General features: G+C 72.0%; 22 protein-coding genes. 10 read left to right on the forward strand and 12 right to left on the reverse strand.

Annotation, left to right across the window (positions count from 1 at the left end; translation table 11 throughout):
* Positions 1-468 precede the first annotated feature (468 nt).
* The 7 genes from GPA10_RS29480 to GPA10_RS29510 all read left to right on the forward strand — a co-directional run bounded on the left by GPA10_RS29480 (position 469) and on the right by GPA10_RS29510 (position 6878).
* Positions 469-1944 carry a pyridoxal-dependent decarboxylase gene (locus GPA10_RS29480; protein WP_157168148.1) on the forward strand — a complete coding sequence of 492 codons (1476 nt, stop codon included), beginning with the start codon at positions 469-471 and terminating at the stop codon, positions 1942-1944.
* Positions 1944-3491: a phenylacetate--CoA ligase family protein gene (locus tag GPA10_RS29485; RefSeq protein ID WP_058849049.1), complete on the forward strand. Its 1548-nt coding sequence runs from the start codon at positions 1944-1946 to the stop codon at positions 3489-3491. The genes GPA10_RS29480 and GPA10_RS29485 overlap by 1 nt, the downstream gene beginning before the upstream one ends.
* Positions 3492-3544: 53 nt before the next feature.
* Positions 3545-3979 carry a hypothetical protein gene (locus tag GPA10_RS29490; protein WP_058849050.1) on the forward strand — a complete coding sequence of 145 codons (435 nt, stop codon included), beginning with the start codon at positions 3545-3547 and terminating at the stop codon, positions 3977-3979.
* Positions 3980-4035: 56 nt separating this feature from the next.
* Positions 4036-4986 (forward strand): hypothetical protein, encoded by a 951-nt coding sequence (locus GPA10_RS29495; protein WP_157168149.1) that lies wholly within the window; start codon positions 4036-4038, stop codon positions 4984-4986.
* A gap of 14 nt (positions 4987-5000) precedes the next feature.
* A complete protein-coding gene (locus tag GPA10_RS29500) occupies positions 5001-5432 on the forward strand; it encodes a hypothetical protein (RefSeq protein ID WP_157168150.1) in 432 nt (143 codons plus the stop codon).
* Between the two features lie 13 nt (positions 5433-5445).
* On the forward strand, positions 5446-6024 hold the full coding sequence (locus GPA10_RS29505) for a hypothetical protein (protein ID WP_058849053.1): 579 nt from the start codon (positions 5446-5448) through the stop codon (positions 6022-6024).
* Between the two features lie 194 nt (positions 6025-6218).
* Positions 6219-6878, forward strand: a complete 660-nt coding sequence (locus GPA10_RS29510) for an HAD family hydrolase (protein WP_157168151.1) — start codon at positions 6219-6221, stop codon at positions 6876-6878.
* Here GPA10_RS29510 and GPA10_RS29515 read toward each other — a convergent pair.
* The 3 genes from GPA10_RS29515 to GPA10_RS29525 are packed head-to-tail and all read right to left on the reverse strand — an operon-like array spanning position 6790 to position 11668.
* Positions 6790-8223, reverse strand: coding sequence for an MFS transporter (locus tag GPA10_RS29515; protein ID WP_425505833.1), 1434 nt, complete (start codon positions 8221-8223; stop codon positions 6790-6792). The two genes, GPA10_RS29510 and GPA10_RS29515, sit on opposite strands and share 89 nt — an antisense overlap.
* Positions 8220-10286 carry a PEP/pyruvate-binding domain-containing protein gene (locus GPA10_RS29520; RefSeq protein ID WP_157168152.1) on the reverse strand — a complete coding sequence of 689 codons (2067 nt, stop codon included), beginning with the start codon at positions 10284-10286 and terminating at the stop codon, positions 8220-8222. Before GPA10_RS29520 ends, GPA10_RS29515 begins: the two co-directional genes overlap by 4 nt.
* The gene (locus GPA10_RS29525; RefSeq protein WP_425505834.1) at positions 10283-11668 is read right to left on the reverse strand and encodes an ATP-grasp domain-containing protein; all 1386 of its coding nucleotides are present in this window, start codon (positions 11666-11668) and stop codon (positions 10283-10285) included. The genes GPA10_RS29520 and GPA10_RS29525 overlap by 4 nt, the downstream gene beginning before the upstream one ends.
* A gap of 332 nt (positions 11669-12000) precedes the next feature.
* On the opposite strand from GPA10_RS29525, the gene GPA10_RS29530 reads away from it, so the two are divergent.
* On the forward strand, positions 12001-13056 hold the full coding sequence (locus GPA10_RS29530; RefSeq protein ID WP_241845111.1) for a PAS domain-containing protein: 1056 nt from the start codon (positions 12001-12003) through the stop codon (positions 13054-13056).
* Positions 13057-13199: 143 nt separating this feature from the next.
* Here GPA10_RS29530 and GPA10_RS29535 read toward each other — a convergent pair whose 3' ends face one another.
* From GPA10_RS29535 to GPA10_RS29560, 6 genes are read right to left on the reverse strand one after another with little or no spacing between them, the layout of a single operon-like run.
* A complete protein-coding gene (locus GPA10_RS29535; RefSeq protein WP_157168153.1) occupies positions 13200-14432 on the reverse strand; it encodes a cytochrome P450 family protein in 1233 nt (410 codons plus the stop codon).
* 13 nt (positions 14433-14445) lie between these two features.
* Entirely contained in the window at positions 14446-15666 is a 1221-nt protein-coding gene (locus tag GPA10_RS29540; protein WP_343041452.1) for a cytochrome P450 family protein, read from the reverse strand.
* Positions 15663-16298, reverse strand: coding sequence for a GTP-binding protein (locus GPA10_RS29545; RefSeq protein WP_343041453.1), 636 nt, complete (start codon positions 16296-16298; stop codon positions 15663-15665). The genes GPA10_RS29540 and GPA10_RS29545 overlap by 4 nt, the downstream gene beginning before the upstream one ends.
* On the reverse strand, positions 16276-16632 hold the full coding sequence (locus GPA10_RS29550) for a DUF742 domain-containing protein (protein ID WP_107450322.1): 357 nt from the start codon (positions 16630-16632) through the stop codon (positions 16276-16278). The genes GPA10_RS29545 and GPA10_RS29550 overlap by 23 nt, the downstream gene beginning before the upstream one ends.
* Positions 16629-17045 carry a roadblock/LC7 domain-containing protein gene (locus GPA10_RS29555; protein ID WP_058849061.1) on the reverse strand — a complete coding sequence of 139 codons (417 nt, stop codon included), beginning with the start codon at positions 17043-17045 and terminating at the stop codon, positions 16629-16631. The genes GPA10_RS29550 and GPA10_RS29555 overlap by 4 nt, the downstream gene beginning before the upstream one ends.
* On the reverse strand, positions 17042-18364 hold the full coding sequence (locus GPA10_RS29560) for an ATP-binding protein (RefSeq protein WP_157168154.1): 1323 nt from the start codon (positions 18362-18364) through the stop codon (positions 17042-17044). Before GPA10_RS29560 ends, GPA10_RS29555 begins: the two co-directional genes overlap by 4 nt.
* Positions 18365-18891: 527 nt before the next feature.
* Here GPA10_RS29560 and GPA10_RS29565 point away from each other — a divergent pair.
* Positions 18892-19575 (forward strand): response regulator transcription factor, encoded by a 684-nt coding sequence (locus GPA10_RS29565; RefSeq protein ID WP_157168155.1) that lies wholly within the window; start codon positions 18892-18894, stop codon positions 19573-19575.
* An 8-nt stretch (positions 19576-19583) separates the two neighbouring features.
* On the forward strand, positions 19584-20990 hold the full coding sequence (locus tag GPA10_RS43825; protein WP_343041455.1) for a sensor histidine kinase: 1407 nt from the start codon (positions 19584-19586) through the stop codon (positions 20988-20990).
* A 194-nt stretch (positions 20991-21184) separates the two neighbouring features.
* Here GPA10_RS43825 and GPA10_RS29575 read toward each other — a convergent pair whose 3' ends face one another.
* Genes GPA10_RS29575 through GPA10_RS29585 form a run of 3 tightly spaced genes read right to left on the reverse strand, consistent with a single transcriptional unit; the run spans position 21185 to position 24259 of the window.
* Positions 21185-22090, reverse strand: coding sequence for a LysR family transcriptional regulator (locus GPA10_RS29575; RefSeq protein WP_058849063.1), 906 nt, complete (start codon positions 22088-22090; stop codon positions 21185-21187).
* Positions 22044-23657 carry an MFS transporter gene (locus tag GPA10_RS29580; RefSeq protein ID WP_343041456.1) on the reverse strand — a complete coding sequence of 538 codons (1614 nt, stop codon included), beginning with the start codon at positions 23655-23657 and terminating at the stop codon, positions 22044-22046. Before GPA10_RS29580 ends, GPA10_RS29575 begins: the two co-directional genes overlap by 47 nt.
* On the reverse strand, positions 23654-24259 hold the full coding sequence (locus GPA10_RS29585; RefSeq protein WP_343041457.1) for a flavodoxin family protein: 606 nt from the start codon (positions 24257-24259) through the stop codon (positions 23654-23656). The genes GPA10_RS29580 and GPA10_RS29585 overlap by 4 nt, the downstream gene beginning before the upstream one ends.
* Between the last annotated feature and the right edge of the window lie 187 nt (positions 24260-24446).

A 24446-nucleotide genomic window follows, 5' to 3' on the forward strand; every position in this document is an offset into this window, starting at 1 on the left:
TCGGCCTCCGGAGCGGTTCGTATGTGAGCGCCCGAAGTTCATGGCCGGAACGGCGTATCGAACTGATGGCCGCCGGAGAAGGCGTGGGGCGGGCGCAGTTCTGCCGGTACCGCTTTCATGCCGATGGCGGGAAACGGGTCACGGGTATTTCTGGATTCCGGGCCCATGTGTGGTGGCTGCCTGGGATTTTTGTGGGGCGCCAGAGGCAAACCTGCCCGGCGGGATTGGCCCGAACTCGGCCCGTGGTGCTCCGTCACTTCAGATGCGAGTGCAGTCGAGTGTGACGGAGGGTTCTCCGAGGTTACCAGATAGTTCGTACCCACTTTCGGACAGGCCGTCAGGAACCCTCCACCGGAGGGACGCGAAGTCCTACGGTGGTTCCCACGCCAGACCACTCCCCGCGTTTGCATTCCTTGGCATGCCTGAATTCAACATTGGGTTGAACGGAACATCTCGAAGGAGACCTCCGTGACGGAATTGCTCCAGAGCGGTCTATTGCTCGAGGCGTTCGAGGCGCAGCGGTTCCGCGAGAACGCCGAAACCGTGCTCTCCAGGCTGGAGAAACACCTGTCCGATCTCTCCATCCGTGGTCTGGAGCTCGCCGACCCGGCGCGGTTGACCGAGGCGGCACGGGCACTCATGACCACGGAACGCGAACAGTCCACCGCGTTCGACGAGGAGCGGCTCGCGGCGATCGTCGACCTCTACGTCAGGACCGGCATCCAGGTCCATTCGCCCGGCTACATGGGGCGGCAGTTCTCGGGGGTCGTGCCGCTCTCGGGAGTCATCGACTTCGTCAGCTCGGTCGTCAACCAGCCGTCGTCGTTCTACGAGGCGGGACAGTTGCCCATCGTCGCCGAACGGATCATGGCCGACGAGCTCAATCAGTTCATCGGCTGGGATCCGGGCCGCTTCGCCATGCTGACGACGTCCGGTGGCTCCCTCGCCAACCTGACCGCGCTGCTCGCGGCCCGCAACCGGGCCTTCCCGGGCATTCTGTCCCGGGGCAACTCGGCCCTTCAGGCCCAGGTCAGGCCCGCCGTCGCGGTGGGTGCCGACGTGCACTACAGCGTCGCGCGGGCGGCCGGTGTCATGGGCATCGGGGAGGACCGCATCGTGCGACTGCCGCTGGACCGCCGTCGGCGGATCGACGCGGACCGGGTGCGTCCGGCCCTGGACGAGGCCGAGGAGGCGGGCCTCACCGTCTTCTGTCTGGTGGCTTCCGCCGGTACCACGTCGGTGGGCGCCTTCGACCCCCTCGACCGGCTCGCCGCCGTCGCTCAGGAACGCGACCTCTGGTTCCACGTGGACGGCGCGCACGGCGCGAGTCTGCTGGTGTCGGACAAGCTGCGGCACCGGCTCCGTGGGATCGACCGGGCGGACTCGCTCACCTGGGACGCGCACAAGATGATGTTCGTGCCCGCACCGTGCACCCTGCTCTTCTACCGCGACCGCGAGCGCAGCCGCGGGGCGTTCCGGCAGACCGCCAGCTATGTCCTCGACGAGCGGCAGGACATCAACAGCGCACTCGACAACGGCGACAAGAACTTCGAGTGCACCAAGCGGCCCATGATTATGCCGCTGTGGGCGCTGTGGGCCATCTACGGGAAGTCCCTGTTCGCCGACAAAATCGAATATCTGTGCCGGTTGACCCAGGAAGCGCACGCGATTCTGGAGAGTCTGCCCGACTTCGAGACGATCCATCGCCCGGAGGCCAACATACTGTGCTTCCGGTACCGTCCGGAGAGAATCGGCGACGACCGTGTCCATGAATTCCAGGTGGACGTCAGAAACCGGGTGAAGGAGCAGGGGAACTTCTTCATATCCAAGGTCGACGTCGACGGAGTCGCGGCACTTCGCGTGGTCATGATGAACCATCACATCACTTCCGGACACTTTCATATGCTTCTCGACGAGATACGAAAGGCAGGCCAGCCGCAGTGATGACCTCGCAGACCGCAGCGGCACCACCGGGCGGCACCCAGGAACTGGTGAACTGGCTCATTCCCGAATGGGAACTCGTGCCGAAGTCCATCGACGACGTCGTCCGGCTTCCGTCGTTCGCGAGCAAGCTGTACGAGTGCGAGCGGGTCTGCCGGACGCCGTACGCCGAACTGCCGCACGAGACCCAGGACGCGCTGGTGCTGCGCCGGCTCCAGCAGATGTTCCACACGGTGATGCTCAACCCGCTGTGGCGGGAACGCCTGGAGGCCGCCGGAGTGGTCCGCGCTCCCGAGAGCTACGCGGCCTGGCAGCGCATCCCGCTCTCCGACAAGGAGACCCAGCGGGACTTCTTCATGGACACCCGCCCCGGCGTGGTGGTGCCGCACAGCCAGGGCGGGTTCGAGGTCGTGGCCAGCGGCGGCACCAGCAGCGGAAGCCCCCTCGAAGTCATCTACTCCCTGCGGGAGCTGCGCGACACCTATGCGGTGGCGGGCCGCTTCATGGGGGACTACCAGCTCAGCCGGTACCTCACGGGGACGGATCCCAAGTGGCTGCTCACCACCCTCGCCGACTACCAGATGTGGAGCAGCGGCACCATGGTGGGCGGGGTGCTGCAGAGCGTGCCGGGCGTCAACTTCATCGGCGCGGGGCCCGTCACCGCGCCCGTCCTCGAGCACGTCTTCTCCTACCGGGGCCCGAAGGCGCTGATGGGCATCTCGGCGGGCATCGCGATCCTCGCCGAACTCGGTGCGCACATGAACCATCGGGCGCGGGAGAGCTTCCGGGTCGCTCTGTACGGCAGCGGGGTACTGCCCCAGCGCAAGCGGTCGGAGCTGAAGGCGCTCTACCCGAACCTCACGATCCTCAGCTACTTCGCCGCCACCCAGGCGGAGACCATCGGGTTGCAGCTGTCGGAGGAGACACCCGAACTCGCCGCGGTACCCGGTCTGCACCTCGTCGAGATCGTCGACGAGAACGGGCGCTGGGTCGCCGAGGGGGAGGAGGGCGAACTGGTCGTCACCCGGCTGCACGCGCACGAGGCGCCGCTGCTGCGGCTCAAGCTGGGGGACCGGATGGTCCGCAGGCCCCGCCTCGACGGTCCGGGGCTCAAGACCCAGCGGTTCGAGTTCGCCGGACGCACGGGCGACGTCCTGCACCTCAACGACAGCCAGTACTCCGCCGTGCGCGCCTACGGCGCCCTGCGCGACGAGCTGCGGACGGCCGGAGTCGTGGACCTGGACGCGGTGGCGCACGAGATCCAGTTCGTCAACCACCGCGAGGAGAAGACCATCACGCTCTACGCCGCCGTCGACGACGTACAGGGACTGAACTACCGCACGGACACGATGCTCGGCCCGTACGGACTGCAGCGGCTGTTCGTCACCGCGCTGCCGCGCTCCCTGTCGCTGTTCAACAACGGGGAGGCCAACGCGGCATCGATCGAGAAGACCGGTTACGGCCTGCGGGTCAAGTTCGTCCCCCGGCACTCGCCGGACATCGAGCGCACCCACGTCGGCAAGGTGCCGCTGGTCCGGGACCGGGGCTAACCCCCCGTCAGGTGTCACGCCCGACACCGAAGGAGACGACGCAGGAGGAATCAGTGGCACAGAAACCGCAGATCAACATCATCGCCGTGGTCGACGTCATCGGCGCCCTCTCGGGCCGCACCCTGCAGAACGGGAACCTCTGCCTGGTGGACAACGGCGACCACTCCAGCACCGGACAGGGCACCACGGACCTGTGCACCTTCGTCAGGCCGGGACAGGTGGTCCAGTGGTCGGCTCTCGCGGTCGATCTGCAGACGCCCGTCGACATCAAGTCCATCACCTTCCTGGGCCCGGACGGCACGCCCTCGCCGCTCGGTCGGCGGGACGCGAACGGCGAGAGCGAGAAGCTCGACCTGGAGCACTGGGCAGGCATGGTGCCGCCGTTCCTGCCCCCCGGCGTACCTCACAGGTACCGGCTCGAACTGCAGATGTACGAGGGCGAACACAGCGTGCTGCACGTCGACACGCCGGCGCTGCTGCGCGTATGAGCGGGCAGGCGCGACCGAGCCGACAGGCGACGACTTAGGGACGACGAGGTGGAGTCATGGCCCAACAGCTGGCGATCATCGTGCTGGTGGACATCGGAAACGCACTGGAGACCAACACACTGGAGGGCAACACCTACCTGTTCGACAACATGAAGCTGCACGGCTCCGAGGGGCAGGGCACCGGTGATCTGGTGACCGCCATCCACGGCGCCTACTGGCGCGACGGCTCGCAGGCCACCGAGCAGGTCCTCAACTGGCTGCCGTACAGCCTCGGTTCCATCCCGCCGACGGTCCCGCGCAGCTACCAGAGCGACCGGGCCCGGCAGAGCGACGAACAGGCCCTGGCCGAACTGGAGGCGGTCACCGCGAAAGCCGGAGCCCCGGGCGCCGACCCCACGCCCGAGCTCGACCACATCCGCCAGGTGGCGGGCCGCCGCGTGAAGACCACCCGGCGCACCCGCGGCCGGCTCTCCGGCCAGAAGGTCCTGGACGTCACGGGGCAGGTCGTCACCGAGGCCACGGCGGCCTACAGCTACCCGGGCCCGGTGATCACCGACATCTACGGCCAGGCGGTCGACGAGAAGATCATGTATCCGGCGGAGTACGGGTCCCCGGACCTGGTCACCGACGGCTGGTACTGGTCAGCCACCGTCGACAGCTCCCGGCCCGGCACCTACGCGTACACGATGCGCATCCAGCTGCACAAGCTGGTGCAGCGGGGCGGTGAGACGCTCTGGGAGCCGGTCAACCTGACCTGTGAGTCCAAGCTCCTGATCACCTCGGAGCCCAAGCGCAACGGCTTCACGGGCGCCGGCCTCGGCTGGCTGCCGATCGCCCCGCAGGCCGCGCAGCCCCAGACCGCGCAGCCCCAGACCGCGCAGCCCCAGACCGCGCAGCCCCAGACCCCGCAGCCCCAGACCCCGCAGTCCGCGGCACCTCAGCCCGGAGCACCCCAGTTCCCGCAGTCCGCCGGGCAGCCGCAGGCCCCGGCGACGCCCCACTCGTAGACGAGGAGCGGCAGATGCCCCCCAAGCCGAAGCGGGACAACGGCCCCGCCAAGCGGCCGATCTCGATCACTGCCGTGGTGGACTGCGTCGGCGCCCTGGCGACCGGCAGCGTGCACGGCAACCTGTATCTGTACGACACCAACAAGGCCGGGGGATCCACCGGCCTCGGCACCGAGGAACTGCGCACCCGGGTGCGCCGCGGCGACCAGATCCTGTGGTCCGTCCTGGCCCTGGAGTGCGAGGCCTACACGGCGATCGACGGGATACTGATCGACCCCGAGGTGTGCGAGCCGGTGCGCAAGGTGTACCCCGGCACCGACGTCGCGTACTGGATCGGAACCATCAAGACGGACGCCGTCCAGCACGTCCCCTACCAGATCAAGTTCAGGCTCGGTTCGCGGGACGAGCCGATCGTCAGCACGCTGTCCCCGAGCCTCGTCGGCTGAAGCAGGAGGAGCGATGACCCTCAGCACGTCCGCCGCGCCCACCGGTGCTTCCGCCGACTCGCTGGAGCACAAGCAGAACCCCGGTCAGCTCAACTCCGTACAGCTCAACATCGTCACGTTGATCAATATGGAGCGGGCGACCGAGACGCAGTCACTGAACGACGCGATGTACATGATGGACAACAGCATCGGGGGACCGGGCCAGGGCACCAACCAGTTGGAGACCGTCTGCAAGCAGGGTCAGGTCCTGAACTGGATCGTCCGGCCGATCGACATGGACAAGCGGCTCGACGGCACCTGGCCGCCCATGCCGAAGATCAACAGCATCGTCTTCCTCGACACCGAGCACGGCGACGAGGAAGACGTGGCCGAGCGGAAGATCTTCACCGAGCTGAAGATCTACGGCGCCCCGGACCGCATGCGCGACAAGTTCACACCGGTCTACTACTACTGGGCCGGAACGGTGCTGAGCACGGCGAAGCCCGGACTCTACCGCTATCGGCTCGTCCTGGAGCTGGAACAGGAACGCTCCAAGGAGAAGCTGTACCTGAACACGGTGCAGCACCCCGCCATCAGGGTGCTCGGCGTGTGACGGTGCCACCACGAGCGGGACGGCGTCCGGCGGGCACGCGTCCGGCCGGGCGCCCTTCCCGACGGTGGCGGGCGCCCTCCCGACGGCAGGAGACGGCAGGCCCTCGGCGCAGAAGGCCACGCGTACCCGAGTGACACCCGGTGTTCGGGGGTAGAGCGCGGTGGACGGTGCGCGTGAGGGAAGGGCGACGACGAATGAACAGATCCGCCTCCAAGGGCTCGACGTGGACGGGCCTCGCCCTTGCCGCGGTCCTGACGTCGACCGCGCTTTGCGCCCCGGCGAGCGCGACGGTGCCCGCCGGTACGGGCGGAGCCGCGGGCCCCGGACGGGCGGGCGGCACCACGGCGACGACGGCCAGCGCGCACGAACGGGCCTGCCCCGTCGCGTACTTCGACCTGGGCGAGACCCTGGTGCACACCGCGGAGGACGGCAGCACGGGCTTCCAGCCAGGCGCGGCCGCCTACCTCCGCGCCCTGCGCGAGCGCCACATCCCGGTCGGCCTGATCACCAATGTGCCGCCCTCCTGGGGCGCGACCGACGCCGAGCGGGCCGCCAGGCTGCGCCAGGAGGTCGACGCGGCCTGGCGGGGGCCCGGCCCCTTCCCCTGGGAGGACTTCGGCGACCGCGTCCTGACCCCGCGCACCGAGGCGGAACGCAAACCTGCCCCCGTCCTCTGGCAGCGGGCCAAGGCGGATTCGGGCGGCTGCCGGGTCGTCTACCAGGCGGAGACGGCCGAGGAGGTGCGGGCCGCGACCGCGCTCGGCTTCATCGCGTACCGGACCGGTCGGCCGCACCGGCCCGCGTTCCTGCCGGTGCGTCTCGTCGATCTCCTGGACCGGCGGTCTCCCGCCTGACCACCCCGCTGCGCAGGAGCAGTTGGAAGACGCCGAGCAGCAGCGCGGTGGCCAGCGCGCTGTGCCACAGCAGCGCGTCCAGGCGCCCCGCGGCGAGATAGGCGCCCGCGGCGATCGCGGCGAGGGCGCACACCGCGCGGTCCACGATGCTCTCGACGGACAGCAGCGTGGCGCGCGGGGCGTGCGCGGGCACCGCGTCGTTCACCAGCTTGCGCTGGACCGGGTACGCGAAGCCGGTCGCGGCGGCGAACAGGCACAGCAGCGCGACGACGCCCCACGGCCCGCCGAGCGTCATCGCCGCCAGACTGCCCGCGAGGGCGAGGCTGAGGAGCGACACCCAGGCGACCGGCGGCAGGCGGCGGCTCAGCCACTGGGGGCGGGCCGACGCCACCGCCTCCGCCACCGTCATCGCCGCCATCACACCGCCGTGCGAGGCCTCCGCGATGCCGTGGTCGATGAGGATCGGCTGGAAGAGGTTGACCTGGCAGATCCGGGAGAGCGTGAAGATCGCCACGCCCTGCACCATCACCAGGGCCAGCCACCGCGAGGAGGCGACACAGCGCAACGCGACGCCCGCGTCCCGCAGGAACGCGCCGCCGCCGCGCCCGCCGCCCGCCTTGCCCGCGCCTTCGTCCGCCGTCCCCGGCCCGCTGTCCGCCGTCCCCGGCCCTCCGTCCGCCGTCCCCGGCCCTCCGTCCGCCGTCCCCGGCCCTCCGTCCGCCCCCGCGAGGCGGGGCAGCGCGACGGCGCAGAGGAGTGAGCCCGCCGCGCTCGCGGCACTGAGCACATACGGTGTCGGGTGCGCCACCGCCATCAGCGGGCCGACCAGCGGCCAGCACACGACCTTCGCCACGAGCCCGAGGGCCCGTGCGGTGCCCTCCGCCCGCAGATAGTGCTCGTCGCACTTCTCCGCGCGCAGACCGTCGTACAGATAGGCGCTGGCCGCCCCCGAGGTGAGGGAACGGCCCGCCGCGATGGCGAGGAAGTGGACGAGGAAGCCCGTGTAGGAGGCGCTGACCACCGGAGCCAGGTTCGCCGCCGTCATCACGACCGCGCCTGCCCGCAGGCAGTTGCGGGTACCGATCCGGTCGGCGATCAGACCGGTCGGGATCTCGAACAGGCAGAAGGCGACGTAGTAGATGCTCTGGATGCCGAAGATCTGCCCGTCCGAGAGCCCGGCCGCCTTCTGGTAGGCGTAGAACACCGGCATCCACCACAGCAGGTTGAACAGGAGCTGGAAGCCGTAGTTGAGGTGGATGATCCGCCGGGCGGTGTCCGTCGGACCGCTGTCCTCGCGGAGGCCGGGGCCGCCGCCGGGTCGTGGGCGTCCCGTGCGCGCCCTCACAGCGCGTACGGGCGGATCTGGACGAGGCGGAAGCCACCCCGGTCGGTGAGCAGCCACTCGATGTCCAGCGGCCGGTCCACGCCGTCGGGGTCATCGGAGCCGGCGGGCTTGCCGGGGCCGGCGACGGGTCCGCTGAAGTGGGACTGCAGCAGCCGCCCCGTCAGGGACAGGTCGGCGAGCCGGGCCCGGGTCGCCGCGTCGAGCCCGCCGCCCCAGGAACCCAGGGCGACCGTGCGTCCGCCGCCCTCGACGGTGTTGTACAGGTACTGCTGCGGCAGGACCGAGCCGTCGACCACCTGCTCCGGGGAGCCGGGGGAACAGTTCAGATACACGTTGCGGAAGTCCTCGCGGCGGGTCGGGTCGCAGGTCACGAGGACACCGCCGAGGGATGCGGGCACGTACTCCTGGATGATGACGCCCATGTAGGTGTCGTCCAGGGAGATGCCGACCTGGTGGCGCAGGCGCACGCTGCGCGGCGAGAGCAGCGAGGCCCACACCTGGCGTACGGCGTCCAGGAGTTCACCGGTGCCTCGGACGGTGGTGACGGAGTCGTACACGCCCGCAGCGGAGAACCCCGGCAGGTCCTCGGCGTTGGACGAGGAGCGCACCACCAGGCGGCCGTCCGGGTCCGCGGGAGCGGTCAGGGCCTGACCGATCTGCCGGGTGACCGACTCGGGGACGGGAGTGTGGCGGACCAGGTGCTGGAGCTGGAGGCACAGCGAGTCCAGGACGTCGAAGGCGTCGAGTTCCAGCGCCATCTTCAGCTTGCCGATGCCCTGCTGAAGGGCGGGGGACGAGGCCAGGAAGTGCTGCTGGAGCGCGAAGGGCAGCGCCACGCCGTCCGGGGCGTCGACGGTCCGGGCCACGAAGCCGGCCGCCGCGGCACGGAGTTCGGCGACCGTGGGCGGCGCGTCGAGGCCGAGGCGCGCCGCGAGGTGCCCGTACAGGTCCTCGCGTGGCGGCCGGGGCCGTCCGTAGAAGGCGGTCAGGTCCGCGGTGCGGCTGTCGAGCACGTGGTGCAGCTCGCCGAGGTTCGCGGCCTTGGTGCCGTAGCGGTCGCGGTCCGCGGCGCGCAGCCGGTGCAGGGCGAGCACCGGGGTGTCCTCGAGCAGTGGCGGTTCGAGACGGATGCGCTGCTGGTGCCAGGCCGGGGCGCGCAGAGCGGGTTCGTGGTCGAGCCGCTCCAGGGAGATCTCGTCCTCGCTGACCCGGTAGCGGATCCACGCGCCGTCCAGGCCGTCCCGCTCGACGAGCTGATCCAGGTCCCGCACGATCGCGTTGGGTATGCCCCAGCCGGAGGCGAGGACGTTGGTGTGGGAGAGCGGGGTGATCGGCGCGGTGTTGAGGAACCCGGCCACCCGGGGGACGTCGTCCGGCAGGCACGGCATGGCCACGATGTCCGCCCAGCCGAGCCCGGGGTCCGCCGCCGCGGTGTAGGCCGTGTAGGCGTCGTGCGTACGGAAGTACCGCAGCCGCCCGGTGGCCTCGCCGGGGTTCAGCGGCGTGCGGGTCCTGGTGCCGAAGAGCTCGTGGCTCAGGATGCGTGGCACCCGCAGTTCGCTGATCGCCGTCAGCTCCTCCTCCTGCCCGTGGTTGGCGGGCTTGAGGAGCAGCGGCAGCCTGGCGTCGAGCCGGGTGCGCACGAACTCGTAGAACAGCTCAAGGAGTTCCCCGTGCATCGTGTCGGCCTCGGTCGTCTCCAGGACGAGGAAGGAGCGTTCACGGCCGTCCGCCTCCTCGTCGGCGTGCAGGGAGAGCACACCGAGCAGGAAGCGGCGCCCTGGATCCAGGTAGACGGACGCGTTGAACGCGTCCAGGTCCGCGTCGAGCGCCGTGAGGTCCATGCCGAGGACGCGCGTCGCGATGTAGTCGACGTGGAAGGGGTGCGCGCCGGTGTCGAGCAGGTGCCAGGTGTTCTCGGCGCGGTCGACGACGACCTTCAGGTACGGGTGCCCGGCGAGGACCCCGGAGAGGGTACGGAAGAGCGGCAGGGAGAGGTTCTCGCCGACGACCGTGCGGTCCGCGGCCGGTTCGGCGGGAGGGGTGAGCAGTGGTGCGCTCATGCCGGGACCTCCTCCGGCCGGGCGGCGGGCAGTACCCGGGGCAACTCGTCGACCAGGGTCTCGAAGTCGCCGAGCACCGTCCGCGCGTCGGTGGCGGAGAGCAGGCACAGGGCGGCCATGGTGTTGGCGCCGGCCGCCGGGTCGTACACCGGGACGACCTGCCCGTCGGCGAGCGAGCTCTCCGCGACCACCGAGAGACGGCTGCCCCGGCTGAGGGGGATGTCCGCCGAGGCGGCGGGGAAGTCCCAGACCTTGCGGTCCCGCCAGGCCCGGCCGCGGCCGTCGACGGCGAGGACGACGAGGGAGCCCGCCGCGCCGTGTGCCCGCGCCGGGGTGAGGGCCCGCGCGGGCCACGCGACGGGACGGCGCAGGAGCTGGTCGACGAGCATGCCGACCAGGTCGAGCCCGAAGACCTCCTCGATCTGCGGCACGGTCATCGCGCCGCCGAACCGGGCCGCCGTCTCGATCAGCCACATGCTGCCGTCGGCGCCGAGCTTGATCTCGGTGTGGGTCCCGCAGTCGCGCAGACCGAGGGCGTCGACCGCGCGCCGGGCCAGGTCCACGATCCGCTCCTGGGCGTCCCCGGCCAGCAGGGCGGGGGTGATGCTGGCGCGCTCGGTGAACGGCTCGACCGTGGGCATCCGGCCGCTGAGGCAGACCGGGCGGAAGGTGCCGTCGGCGACGACGCCCTCGACGCTGACGTAGTCGCCCCAGCCGGGCTCGTCGAACCAGCCCGCCGCGCTGCCGGTCACGATCTGCTCGACCACGAAGTCCGCGTCGGCCTCCGCCACATGCAGTTCCGCGTAGCCGAGCTGCGCCGATTCGGCCATCACGGCACGGGAGCGGGCCCAGGCCCCTGCCACCTCGTGCGGGGAGCGGATGATCTGGTGCGCGGTGGACCCGGCGCTCCAGGCCGCCTTGAGCAGCAGCGGCCCCGGCAGGTCCCGGGCCGCCGCGTGCAGGTCCGTCTCGGTGGCGACGGGGCGGAACTCCGGCTGCGGCAGCCCGTGCCGCCGCCAGGTGTGCCGCATCAGGCGCTTGTCGCGGGCGAGAGCGGCGGCGTCGCCCGCCCCCGCGAGGCCGAGCGCCTCGCAGGCCTCGGCGACGGCCACGACCGCGTACTCGGAGAAGGTGAGCACCGCGTCCGCGCCGACGTCCCGGGCCCGCGCCACGATCAGGGACACCAGGTCCTCGCGGTGCGCGTCGGCGTCCTTGCGGAGCGCGTCGGCGGGCGTCACCACCGAGGCGCACAGTCTGCCGGCGGGGCCCGCCACGGCGGGAGGAAGCGCGCTGAGCGCCAGCAGGTGCACTTCCGCCCTCGCGGCCGCCCGGGACAGGACGTGACCGAGCGGCGGACCACCCTTGGCATGCACTAGCAGCACCTTGCTCACTGAAGTTCGTCTCCGTTCGTCCGATGGGCGCGGCTCACCGAAGCGTGGGCCGTACGCGTGCCGGGTCCGGGGAAGCCTCCGGCCCCCATGGCGGGGCGTGTTCACCCGCTCACTCAAGGGGACCAGGCCGCGACGGCCCGCGACGCCTCCACGGACGCCCGCGACTCAGGCAAACGCCAGAGTCGCGGTCCGGAATCGGATGTTTACCGCCGCTTCGGGCGGCCCGGCACTTCGGCCGACAACCGGGCATGCGCGGGCGGGGCGCTGGACATCCCACCGAAGGTGACTGAGCGTCAGTCAGTCGTATACGGACGGAGACCACTGTGGACGATTCCCGCCTCAAGGCCGATGTGAGCTGTCCCCCCGACGGGAGCCCCGAACCCCCGCGCCGGTACGCGGCCTTCGCCGACCTGGTGGGCCTCGCCCCGGCCGCCGCCTTCATACGGGACGGCGACGGACGCTACCTGTGGGCCAACCACGCCTACGCGCACCTCTACGGCACGGTCCCCGAGGACGTCGTCGGCAAGTACATCGAGGACCTCGACGCGCCTGCCGAGGCCCACCGGTTCCGCGCCCTCGACCAGGAGATCCTCAGCCGGGGCACACCGGTGCGCCACACCCTCGGCTACCGGCGCCAGGACGGCGGCGCCGGCCGGGCCGTGGGCCACCGCTTCCCCGTACGGGAGAACGGGCAGACCTGCGTCGCCGGGATCTACGTGGACGTCACCGACCATCTGCGCGCCACGGCGCAGCGGCAGCAGGCCGAGGAGAACCTCCAGGCCCTGCGTGACCACAGCGGCCTGCCCTGCGCGCTGCTCTCGGCGAACGGCCGCGTGCTCGAAGCGAGCGCGGCGGCCGCGGGCCTCTTCCAGCTCGGCGTGCACGACCTCGTCGGCCGCCGCGCGCACACCCTGCTCGCCCCTGAACCCGACCTCGGCCCGCTGCACCGCCGCTGGAACGGCCTGATAGCCCGCCGCACCAGGCGAGTGGAGATCTCCGCGGTCCTCGTCGACGCCCACGGCCTCCAGCGCCGCGCACAGCTCCACCTCACGACGATCGGCCACTCGGCGGGCCGGGCCCGGCACGTCTGGGCCGTCGTCACCCACCAGAGCCTCGCCCACGAGGCCCATCCGTCGCTGACCGCCGCACAGATCCGCATCCTCTCCCTGCTCGCGGAGGGCAGCAGCAACGGCGACATCGCCACCTCCCTGAAGCTGTCCCGGCAGACGGTCGACTACCACCTGAGCCGGCTGCGGCACCTCCTGGGCGCGGCGACCCGCCCCGCCCTCGTCGCCCGCGCCTATGTCCTCGGCATCCTGGCCCCCCGCGCCTGGCCGCCGCGCTCCGCGACGGCCGCCCATCCGTTCAGCGCGGTCTGACAGGGCCGGGGCCGGGCCGCGGTTCGTGCTGGCCGACGTGCGTCGTATACCAACTGCTCTGAGTAGAACGTTCGTTTCAATGACTCGTTGCGGCGCCCGGCAGCCGTGAGTCTGCCGGGCGCCCTCGACGGCGTCTCAGAGTTTCAGGCGGTCGGCCGCCGTAGACGGACCGGCAAGGACTGGTGGCCATTGCTGATGAGGGAACCCAGCGGCTGCAACTCCGCGACCGGCACGGCGAGTTCGAGGTCGGGAAAGCGCGCGAAGAGCAGCCGCAGGGCCGTGGCGATCTCCATACGGGCCAGCGGGGCGCCGAGGCAGAAGTGGACCCCGTGGCCGAAGGCCAGGTGCTCCTTGACCGGGCGGCCGATGTCGAAGGAGTCCGCGCTGTCGCCGTGCAGGGCGGGGTGGCGATTGGCCGCCGCGTAGGAGGCGAGGATCGCCTCGCCCCGGGCGATGGTCTGCCCGTCGGGCAGCTCGATGTCGGTCACCGCGTACCGCAGGGGCAGATGACGGATGGCCGGTTCGAAGCGGAGCGTCTCCTCGACGGCGTCCTCCCAGCCGACCTTGCCCGTCCGCAGCAGGTCGAGCTGGTCGGGGTGGGTGAGCAGTTGCGTGATCGCCTGGTCGATGACGTTCACCGTGGTCTCGTACCCGGCGCTGACCATGAGGAGCAGGGTGTCGCGCAGCTCGTCCTCCGAGAGACCGCCCTCCTCGTCCGTGTCGCGGGACGTGATCAGGAGGGACGTCATGTCGTCGCCCGGCTCCGCGCGCTTGGAGTCAATGAGCTGTTGCAGCGCCCCGTACAGCGCCGAGGTGTTGGCCTCGGACTGCTCGGCGGTGAGAGTGGTGTCGAAGACGCCGTCGACGACCCGGCGGAAGGCGTCGCGCTGCCCGGCGGGCACGCCCATGAGGTCACCGATGACCGCGATCGGCAGCGGGTAGGCGAGGCGCTCGCGCAGGTCCACCGTCGCACCTGCGGGAAGGGCGGCGAGGTCGTCGAGGATGCCGGTGACGACGGTGTCGATGTTCTGCTGGAGTGCGGCGATGCGGCGGTGGCTGAAGGCGGGGGCGACCATGCGGCGCAGCCGCCGGTGGTCGCCCCCGTAGGCGGTGAACATGTTCTCCACCGCGATCCACAGGGCGAGCGGCCAGCTCCGCACCGTCTCCTGGAACCGCGGCCAGTGGGCGCGCGCGTCCTTCGAGACGTCCGTGCTGGTCAGCAACTCCTTGAGGACCGCGGGATCGGAGACGGACCAGGCGGTCACGCCGAGCAGGTCGACGGGGACCGCGCTGCCGTGCCTGCGCAGTTCCCGGTGCTCGTCGTGGGCGCGGAACCCGGTCGGGTCGAGCGTGATCGGGCGCGTGGGCGGGGCCATGGCGGAATTCCCTTCAGGCTGTTGCGGCGGCGGGGGAGACGGCGGGGAACACCACGGGGAGCGCGGCCAGAGCCCGGTGGAACGGGCCGGGGCGCCAGGTCAGTTCACCCGGCGCGGTGGCGAGATCCATCTCCGGCAGTGCGTCCAGGAGGTGGGTGATGGCCGTCTCGGCGATGAGATAGGCGTGCGGGCGAGCCGGGCAGGCGTGCGGCCCCGTGCTCCAGGACAGATGCGCGCGATTGCTGGCGACGCGCTGCTCCCCGAGTGCGGGATCGTTGTTGCAGGCGGCCATCGAGACGACGACGGGCTGGTGCGCGGGCAGCAGGAAGCCGTCGACGTCGACGGGGTGGGGCGGGTAGCTGATGCAGTAGTTCGCCAGGGGCGGGTCGGTGTAGAGGACGGTGTCGAGTGCCTCGCGCACCGAGGAGCCGCCTGCGTGCAGGTCCCCGGAGAACTGGTCGTCGATGAGGATCTTGAGGACGGTGTTGGAGATCAGGTTGGTCAGCGGCTCGATCCCGGCGCCGTAGAGCGTGACGAGCTGATGCGCCATCTCGACGTCGTCGAGGTCCGCGGCGTGCGCGAGGAGCCGGGAGGTGATGTCGTCGCCGGGCCGCCTGCGGCGCAGCGCCACCAGGTCGGCGACGGCCCCCGACAGGATCTCGTTGCCGGTGGCCGCGTCCACGCCTTCGAAGATCTTGGCCATGCCGTCGGCGATCCTGCGGCCGATCTCGTCGGGGCAGCCGAGCAGGGCGCTCAGGACCCGGAAGGCGATGGGCCAGGCGTACTGGACGAGCAGGTCGGCGCCCTGCGCCGCGCGGAACTCGGCGATGGTGGCGTCGGCGACCTCCTCGACGAGGGAGCGCAGCCGGTGCTGGTCGACGGCGTCGATCGCGGCGGTGTTCGCCGACCGGTAGCGGGTGTGCGCCACACCGGTGGACCGCAGCGCGTTGGGGCGGCTCTCCATCATGGGCCGGACCGGGCAGCTCTGCGGTACGGACTGCTCCCACACCCGCGGGTCGGCGGGGAAGCGCAGCGGGTCGTTGAGGATCCGCCGGGCCTGGGAGTAGCCGATGACGAGGGTCGCGGGGACCCCGGGGACGAGGTCCACCGGCACGAACGGTCCGAACTCGGCCCGCATCCGCTCGTACGCGGCGTGCGGATCGGCCGCGAACCCGGCGTCGTACAGGGCGGCCCGGTGCGCCGGGGCCTCGGGGGTGGTGGTCGGGCTTGTCACGGGCGCGGCTCCAAAACGGATGCGTGAGCGGGTGCGTGAGCGGGTGCGTGCTGGTGGGACAGGTACTCGCAGAGCGTGATCAGGGCCAGGACACCGGAGCCGCCTTCGCGCGCGTCGCACGTCGTCAGCGGGGTCTCCGGATCCAGGTCCAGGGCCTGGCGGATCTCGTCGAGCTGGTAGTACGGGGCGCCGTCGAACAGATTGACCGCCACGGCGTAGGGCGTGCCCTGCGCCTCGTGCAGGGCGAGGATCTCGAAGGAGGCCTCCAGATTGCGGGTGTCGACGAGCACAAGCGCCCCGAGGGCTCCCTCGGTGAGCCCCGCCCACAGCGGCCGGAAGCGGTCCTGGCCGGGGGTGCCGAACAGATACAGGACCAGGGCGTCGCTCAGGTGCAGCCGCCCGAAGTCGAGACCGACCGTCGTGGTCGTCTTCCGCGGTGCCCGCGCCAGGTCGTCGACACCGGCGCTGGCCTGGGTGATCCGCTCCTCCATGCGCAGCGGCGGGATCTGGGAGACGCTGCCGACGAAGGTGGTCTTGCCGACGCCGAAACTTCCCGAGATCACGATCTTCGCGGAGCGGGTCACGCCGGGGGGCACATAGATGAGGCCGTCAGACGAGGGCGCGGAGACCACGCAGTACCTCCTGGAGCAGATCGGTTTCGGGTTGGCCGGCACCGGCGGGGACCGGCCGGGTCAGCAGGCCCTCGTCGATGAGCGAGGACACGATGATGCGGACGGCGGACGGAGGGAACTCCAGGGCGGCCGCGATGTCCGCCACCGCGAGTCCGCCGCCCCCGGCCCGGTCGAACAGGCCCATGACCGCCCGCGCGTCCGCGCCGAGGCCCGCACTCGGGCCGCTCGCGGCGAGCACCACGGTCTCGAGGCGCACATCCGGGTGGGCACGCACCCGCCCGTCGGTACGGACGTAGGGCCTGACCAGGTCCGGGTCCCGGCGCGGCCCGCTCACGTCGTCGGGAGGCCTTCGGCGGAAGGCCCCCGCGCTGCGACCTTCATCTCGTGGCCGACGCGCTGGGCCAGCTCCAGCATGTGATGGGTGATCAGGCCGATGTCGGCGTCGGGGCCCGTGGTCTGCACCGACAGCATGGTGTTGCCGCCGGCCTGGGTGATGAGGCCCACGTGGTTGGTCAGCTCGATCAGGGCCTGCCGGGTGCCACCGCCGCCGGTCTCCTCGTCGTACGCGAGGGCGGCCGCCCGCACCGCGGCGGTGATCGCGGCGAACTTCTCCGCGGCGTCCTGCCCGATGCCCGACGTGCGCGAGTGCAGCAGACCGTCGGAGCTCATCAGGACGGCGTGCCTGACGCCCTCCAGCGTGCCGAGCGAACGGTCGAGCAGCCAGCCGAGTTCATTGCCGGTGGTCACGGTCGGGCTCCTTCGTGCGGGGTGGTGGACGGGTCCGACGGGTCCTGGGTACGGGCGCTGCGCGTCCCCGCGGCCCAGGCGGCGGCGACGGCGGGGCGGCCCGGGGCCGGGTCCTGGCGGTCCGCGGGGTTCCGGGAGGGGGCGGGGCGTCCGGCCGCGGGGGCGCTGGTGTTCCGCGCCCGCGACCTGACGGCCAGTCCGCTGGCGGTGGTGCGGGGCGCGGCGGCGGGTGCCGGCCGGGGCCTGGGCGGGGCCGCGGCGGTCAGCAGGCTCTTGGGGAGGAACAGATAGACGCGGGTCCCGCCGAACGGGTTCGGGGCCTCCACGTCGATCCGGAAGCCGTAGTCACCGGCGAGGGCAGCGGCGGCCCGCAGACCGGTCTGCGGGTGCGCGCCGAGCTGGTTGATGTCGTCGCGCTGAGCGCCCGTCAGAATGGCTCTGGCCCAGAGGAGTTGCTCGTCGTTCATGCGCAGACCGGCGTCGTCCACGATGACCGAGACCCCGTGGTGCCCTTCCTGGAAGGCGACGTGCACACGGGAGGTGGAGGGGGAGTAGCGGACGGCGTTGTCCAGGAGCACCGCGAGGGCGTGGACGACGGGTCCGACGGCCCGGCTGGTCACCGCGATGTCGAGATCCTGGTGCTCGACCCGCTCGAACTCCTCGATGCTGCCCATCGCGGCCCGCACCACATCGGTCATCGGGGTGGCCGGCCACCGGCGCGACAGCTTGCCTCCAGACAGGACCACGTAGTTCTGGGCGACGAGCAGCATCTGCTGCGTGGGGTGGTCGATGCCGACGAGCGTCTCGTACGCCTCGTCGCCCTCGTGCCGCCGCACGCCCTGGCTGACGCGCTGGCTCAGCTTCGACGCCATGCCCACCATGGCGGAGGAGACGGCGCGCACGGCGGCCCTGCTGGACTCCTGCGCGGCCTGCTGTGCGCCGGTGATCTGGGTGTTCGTGCTGGTCTGTGCGTCGTACTGCACCTTGCGCACCGTGTGCGCGGCGGAGTTGGCCAGCTCCGTGAGCCGCTGTGCGAGCAGGGTGTTCACGAGCGGCTCGGGCAGTGCGAAGTCGACGCCGCGACCGGTGCCGACACGCTCGGCCTCGGCGCCGAGCCCGGGTATCACACCGTTGGTGAGCTGTGCCAGCACGTCCTCGGTGGCGCGCTGGCGGCCGGCGAACTCCGCCGCCTGCTCACGGAGGCGGTCGCCGGTGCGGCGCTCGCGCCGGTACTGGCCCCAGAACCGCCAGGCCGTGCCGCCGGCGGCCAGGGCCAGAACTGAGGGGACCACCGACGTGGCCTGTATCAGGTCTGTCATCTATGTCCTCTTACGGGTGTCGAGGGGGAGCGGGGCAGCCGGGTGCCACCGGCCCGTCCGGCGGCCGGTGGGCACACGAGGCCCGTCGAGCGGGAGGGACCGTCGAGAGGGGAGGGGCCTCGGCTACGAGGACCACGGCACGGGGTGACGTGCGGTCCCGGGGGCCGGCCCGAGGGGAGAAGCCGTCGGCGAGTGGAGCCGGTGGGCGCATCGAGGCCCTCTGGGGGGCCCGAACTGTCTCACCGCGCTCCTCAGCACTTCCGGGCTTCCTCTCGATCGCAGTGAACTTCCGGCGAATCCGGCGGCATGCATTTTCAGCCAACACGCCATAAGAACAAGCCGGTTGGTCGCCGTCCGCAAACGATATCCTGTCCTACCTGCCAACTGTTTGGCCAGGTGGCCGGTGAACTCCGTGAACAGCGCTTTAGCGTCTGAACGGGGTATAGGGCCCGTTCCTGGCCCCGCCGGGACGGCGGACTTTCCCGGTTACCCGCGCGAGCCCGCGAATGCACTGCGAAGATGAACAAATGCTTTCGAATCAGCCAGAAATTGATCGAGTGTGGCTGTTATTAGTCGAGGATGACCGAGAAACTGCGGACATGTTGGCTGATCTGTTCACGGGTGAGGGCTACCACGTCGAGGTGGCGCTCGACGGTCAGCGCGGACTGCATCTGGGCCTCGCCCGGCGGCACCAGGTGATGGTGATCGACCGCAGACTCCCCGGCATCGACGGCCTGGAACTGGTGAAGCGGATGCGGCGGGTCGGGGTGCGGGCCCGCGTCCTGCTGCTCACCGCCCTCGGCGAGCTGGACGAGCGCGTCGCCGGGCTCGACTCCGGCGCCGACGACTACCTGGTCAAACCCTTCGAAGTGGACGAACTCCTCGCCAGAGTGCGGGCACTGCACCGGCGCGAGCTGTCCGGGGCCGAACTCCTGCCTCTGGGCGCGGGGCAGCTCGACCTGAGCCTGCGTGAGGTGCGCCTCGCCGACGGGCGGCAGGTCGAACTGTCCCTGCGCGAATTCGACCTGCTCCACACGCTCGCCGGGGAACCGGGGCGGGTGCACGAGCGCGCGCGGCTGCGCAGCCGCGTGTTCCCCGACACCTCCGCCGACTCCATCGTCGACACCTATGTCTACTACCTGCGGCGCAAACTGGGCCGCGAGGTCATCCGCACCGTGCGCGGGCGCGGCTACCAGGCGGGGTCGCTGTGAGAGCGCCCGTGCGGCTCCCCGTGGGACTCGCGGAGCGGCTCTCCGCGCGGCTCCCGGCGCGGCTTCCCGGACGGGTTCCGGTGCGGCTGCCCGCACGGTTCTCCGTGCGCCTCGCCGGGCGCGAGCGGATGCCCGACGCCGAGCGGCGCAGGCTCTCGCGCGCCCAGTGGATGATCACTCTGCGGATCTCCCTGGTGATGTCCGTGATCACGCTCCTCGTCGGCGCCATCGTCTACGGCGTCGTCCTCGTCGCCCAGCGCGCCGACGCGGAGCGCGAGACGCAGTGGGGCATCGACCACAACACCATCGACTCCCCGCCCGTCTGCGTGTTCATGAGCATCGAGAGCGGCGGCGTCCTCTCCCACACCCCGGGCATGCCCCCCGGCCTTCCCCTGCGCTCCAGCATGGCCGCGGTCCGCGACGGCGCCCCGCCGAAGCTCGAACGCGTGGTGCTGCACGGCCGGCACTACACGGTGCGGACCGCGTGGCGCGGCTCGTCGGTGGTGCAGGCCGCGTACGGCGAGCGGTTCCAGCGCGCCGACCGCAGGCATCTGCTCATCGCCTTCGGGGCGGCGGAGTCGATCGGTCTCCTGCTCGTCGCCGTCGCCAGCGGCAAGCTCGCGCGGCGGGCGATGACCCCGCTGTCGGAGGCCCTGGACCGGCAGCGGCGGTTCGTCGCGGACGCCAGCCACGAACTGCGCACGCCGCTGACCCAACTCCACACCCGTGCCCAGCTCCTCGCCCGGCGCTCCGGCACCTCCGACCCCGAGGACCTGGCCGCCGACCTGGAGCGCCTGGTGACCGGGACGCGGCAGCTCGGCGACGTCATCGAGGACCTCCTCCTCTCGGCGCGGCTGCGCCAGTCGCCGGGCGCCCGCGACCCGGTCGACCTGGCGGTGCTCGCCGAGGAGGCGGTGGCCGCCGAGGACGCCAGGGCCCAGGTGCGGGGGGTGACCGTACGGCTGCGGCGCGGGCCGGGGCCCCATGTGGTGCCGGGCACCGCGTCGGCGCTGCGCCGGGTGATCGCCTGCCTCCTCGACAACGCCCTCGGGCACACCCCGGCCGGCGGCGAGATCACGGTGGCCGTGGACACCCCGGCCCCCGGCACCGTGTCGCTGTCCGTGCGCGACACCGGCGTGGGCTTCGACCGCGACGAGGCGGACCGTGTCTTCGAACGGTTCGCCCGCGGGAACACCGGCCAGGGCAGGCGCTTCGGCCTCGGCCTCGCACTGGCCCGCGAGGTCGTCGAGGCCCACCGTGGCCGCATCACCGCCGACGGGGAGCCGGGACGCGGCGCGGTGTTCACGGTGGACCTCCCGGCGGCACGGGCGGGCACGGACACCGTGCCCCGGCAGCGCACGGGCCCGGCGGGCGTGGCAGCGGGGGAACGGCGGCCGGGGGCGTTGCCGCGGTGAAAGGGAGGTGGGCGGGGATGCTGCCGTGGTGGGCGGGAGGTGGGCAGGGGCGCTGCCGCGGGGAGCGGGAGGAGGGCAGGGGCAGTGTCGGTGCGGGTGCTTCAGGGGAGATCCGGGAGAGCCCCCAGGTGCCCCCGCACCGAACGACGGGCAGGTGCGTCGCCCCGCCCGGCCTCACACCGCCAGCACCGGCCTCACACCGCCAGCAGACGCGGCCCCAGCAACTCCGGGTCCAGGGACTCCGCGAGCCCCGCCAGCGGCGACTCGGTCTTCCAGACCAGCCAGGTGCGGCGCCAGAGCGGCCCCTGGCGCACCCGGATGAGCGTGACGCCGGGCAGCCGGGCGTCCGGCGGGGCGAAGGCGCCCACCGCACCGCCCGCGCCCACGATGGCCGCCGCCGTGGTCCGGTCGGCGCCGAAGTACCGGAAGCGGGGGGTGAACCCGGCCCGCTCGCAGGCGACCCTGAGGCTCAGGCCGAGCCCGTCGGAGCGCTCGCCGGGCGCCACCCACGTCTCACCGGCGAGTTCGTCGAGGGCGACCGTCCGCCGCCGGGCCAGGCGGTGCCCGGCGGGGAGACCGATCAGGACCGGCTCCGTGCCGAGGTCGCGCGCCGCGAACTCGCGCAGGCGCGGCGGCGCGACGTCGGGGAACTCGTGCACGAGGGCGAGCGCGACCTTCCCTGCGCGCAGCAGGTCCAGTACGTCCCGGGAGGAGGGCTCCAGATAGGTGAGCTGCTCGTGGTCCGGCAGCCGGTCCCGTACGACCGCGGCGACCGCGGGCACCCAGGGGCTGTCCACCCCGCCGAGAGCGATCGCCCCGGGCGGCTCGGCGGTACGGGCCAGGGCCCTGGCCGTGGTCAGCAGATCGCCGAAGCCGTCGAGGAGTTCGCCCGCCCTGCCGAGGACGTGCAGGCCCAGTTCCGTGGGGACGACGCCGTCCGGACGCCGCCGGAACAGCGGCCCGCCGAACTCCCGCTCGATGCGCCGCAACTGGGCGGTCAGACCGGATTGGGCGATCTTCAGGGTGGCGGCGGCGCGGCTGATGCTCCCCGACTCAGCGACGACGAGCACGACCCGCAGGTGGCGCAGTCCCATGTCCATGGTGTGCCTCGTACCTCGATTCCCGCGGCCGGAGGTGGGCGACGACGAGCACGGCGCCGCCGAGAGTGAGCAGCGCCGTCCAGAAGGCGGTGACGTGCATGGCGTGCAGATAGGCGCGGTCCGCGGCGGCCAGGAGGTCCGCACCGCCCGGCGTCCCGGCCAGGGACCGGGCGGCCTCGGCGGAGTCCAGGGCGCGCTCCCGGGCCGTACCCGGCAGCCCGTCGAGGGCGGGCCGTACCGCACGGCGGTAGGAGGCGGCGAGCACCGAGCCGAGCACCGCGACCCCGAGCGCGCTGCCGACCGGCCGGGCCGCCGCGGCCACGGCCGCCCCGGCGCCGGTCTGGTGGGGCGGGATCGCGGCCATCATCTCCGTGGTCATCGGCGCGACCACGAGACCGACCCCGGCACCCTGCGCGAAGAGGAGCAGCACCAGCCACACCGGCGGGCTGTCCCCGTCGAGGAACACATAGCCGCCGAAGGTGAGGCCCGCGAGGACCGTCCCGGCGGCGGTGACCCAGCGCACCGTCAGGGTCCGGGTGAGCGCGGGGGACACCTGGTTGCCGAGCACGATGCCGCCCGCGGCGGACATCATCACCGCCCCCGCCCCCTGCGCCGAGAGGCCGCGCACGCCCTGGAGGTAGAAGGCGCAGTAGAAGAGCTGGCCCGCGAGGCCGAAGAAGAGGAGCAGCAGCACCAGGCCGCCGCACGCGAACCGGGGCTCGGCGAAGAGGCGTACGTCCAGGCCTGGTTCGGCCCGTGCGCGCTCCACCACCGTGAAGAGCGCGAGGAGGACGAGCCCGGCCGCCAGCGCCACCAGCGTGCCCGGGTCCGACCAGCCCGCCCGGCCACCGCCCCGCACGGCGCCGTACACCAGCAGCCCGAGCCCGGCCACGGACAGCGCGAGGCCCGGCAGGTCGAGTCCCCTGCGCTCGACCTGCCGGGTCCTCGGCACCAGGAGCCCCGCCCCGGCCAGGCACACCGCCACCACCGGCAGGTTGAGCAGGAACACCGAGCCCCACCAGAAGTGTTCGAGGAGCGCGCCGCCCACCAGCGGCCCGAGCGCGACGGCCACCGCCCCGGAGGAGGCCCACACCGCGAGAGCCCTGGGCCGTGCCGAGGCCGTGGTGTGCCGGGTGACGAGCGCCAGCGTCGCCGGGGTGATCAGCGCCCCGCCGGCGCCCATGCACCCCCGCGCGGCGATCAGCGCGGCCGCGTTCGGCGAGAAGGCCGCCGCGAGCGCGGCGGCGCCGAGCACCAGCAGCCCGGCGACCAGCACCCTGCGGGCTCCGAACCGGTCGGCGAGCGCGCCGCCGGGGAAGCCGCACGCGGCGAAGACCAGTGAGTACGAGGCGACCGCCCACGCCAGCTCCGCGGGGCTCGCGCCGAGCCCGGCCCCCGGCTCCGCGAGGGTTTCGAGGGCGATGTTGAGGATCGTGTGGTCGAGCAGGACCAGCGTCTGCGCGAGCACCGCCACGGACACGGTCCACCACTGCCGGGGCGCACCGGTGCGATCCCGGCCGCTGTCGGCGGCGGAGCCCGGGGGAACCGGCGGCGACGGCGCGGTCACTGCCGCAGGGCCCGCCCGCCCGCGACGCTGACATGGGCGCGTTCGGCGACCCGGCGCCCGAGGTGCTCCGCGGTGGCGAGATCCGCTTTGTGCACCGTTCCCGACCGGTCGTCCACATTCGACTGCGCCCCGGCGCCCAAGGAGAAACCGAGGCGATTCAGGTCCCATTCGCTGCCGTTCGCGGAATTCCATCCCGGCGGCAGACCGAGATTCACCCACAGCATGCCGTGCTGCGCGGCGAGGGTGGCGAAGTAGCCCAGGGTGCCGGACTTGTCGCCCGCCATGGAGCCGGAGTTGGTGAAGCCGGCCGCCAGCTTGTCCTGCCACGCGCGGAGGAACCAGCGCCTGCTGCTGGCCTCGGCGAAGGTGTGGAAGGCCGCCGAAGCCGTGCCCATGTAGGTCGGGGCGCCGAAGACGATCGCGTCGGCGGCGTCGAGCGTCTGCCACCCCGGAGTGTCGATCCCGTCCACCGGGACGTCGCTGACCTCGGTGTCCGGCACCCCTTCCGCCCCGGCCCTGACGGCCTCGGCGAGGGCGGCGGTGTGGCCGCGCCCGCCGTGGAAGGCGAGGGCGATACGTACCCGGTCGGTCGCGGATGTCACGTCGGCCTCCTGAGGGGCGCCGCGCGGGGCAGCCGCGCGGAACGGAGCGGTCCGGCACAGCCTGGCAGAGAATTCTCAGACGGTTCTCAGAGCCGCATAACCGCGGAGTTATGGAATACCGATATCCGTTCGCCACTTCCGGACTGTGTCATTCTCGGTGTCATTCTTGATCCCGCTCGATCCGTCT

It is taken from the genome of Streptomyces typhae (assembly GCF_009755605.1).
Classification (GTDB): Bacteria; Actinomycetota; Actinomycetes; order Streptomycetales; family Streptomycetaceae; genus Streptomyces; species Streptomyces typhae.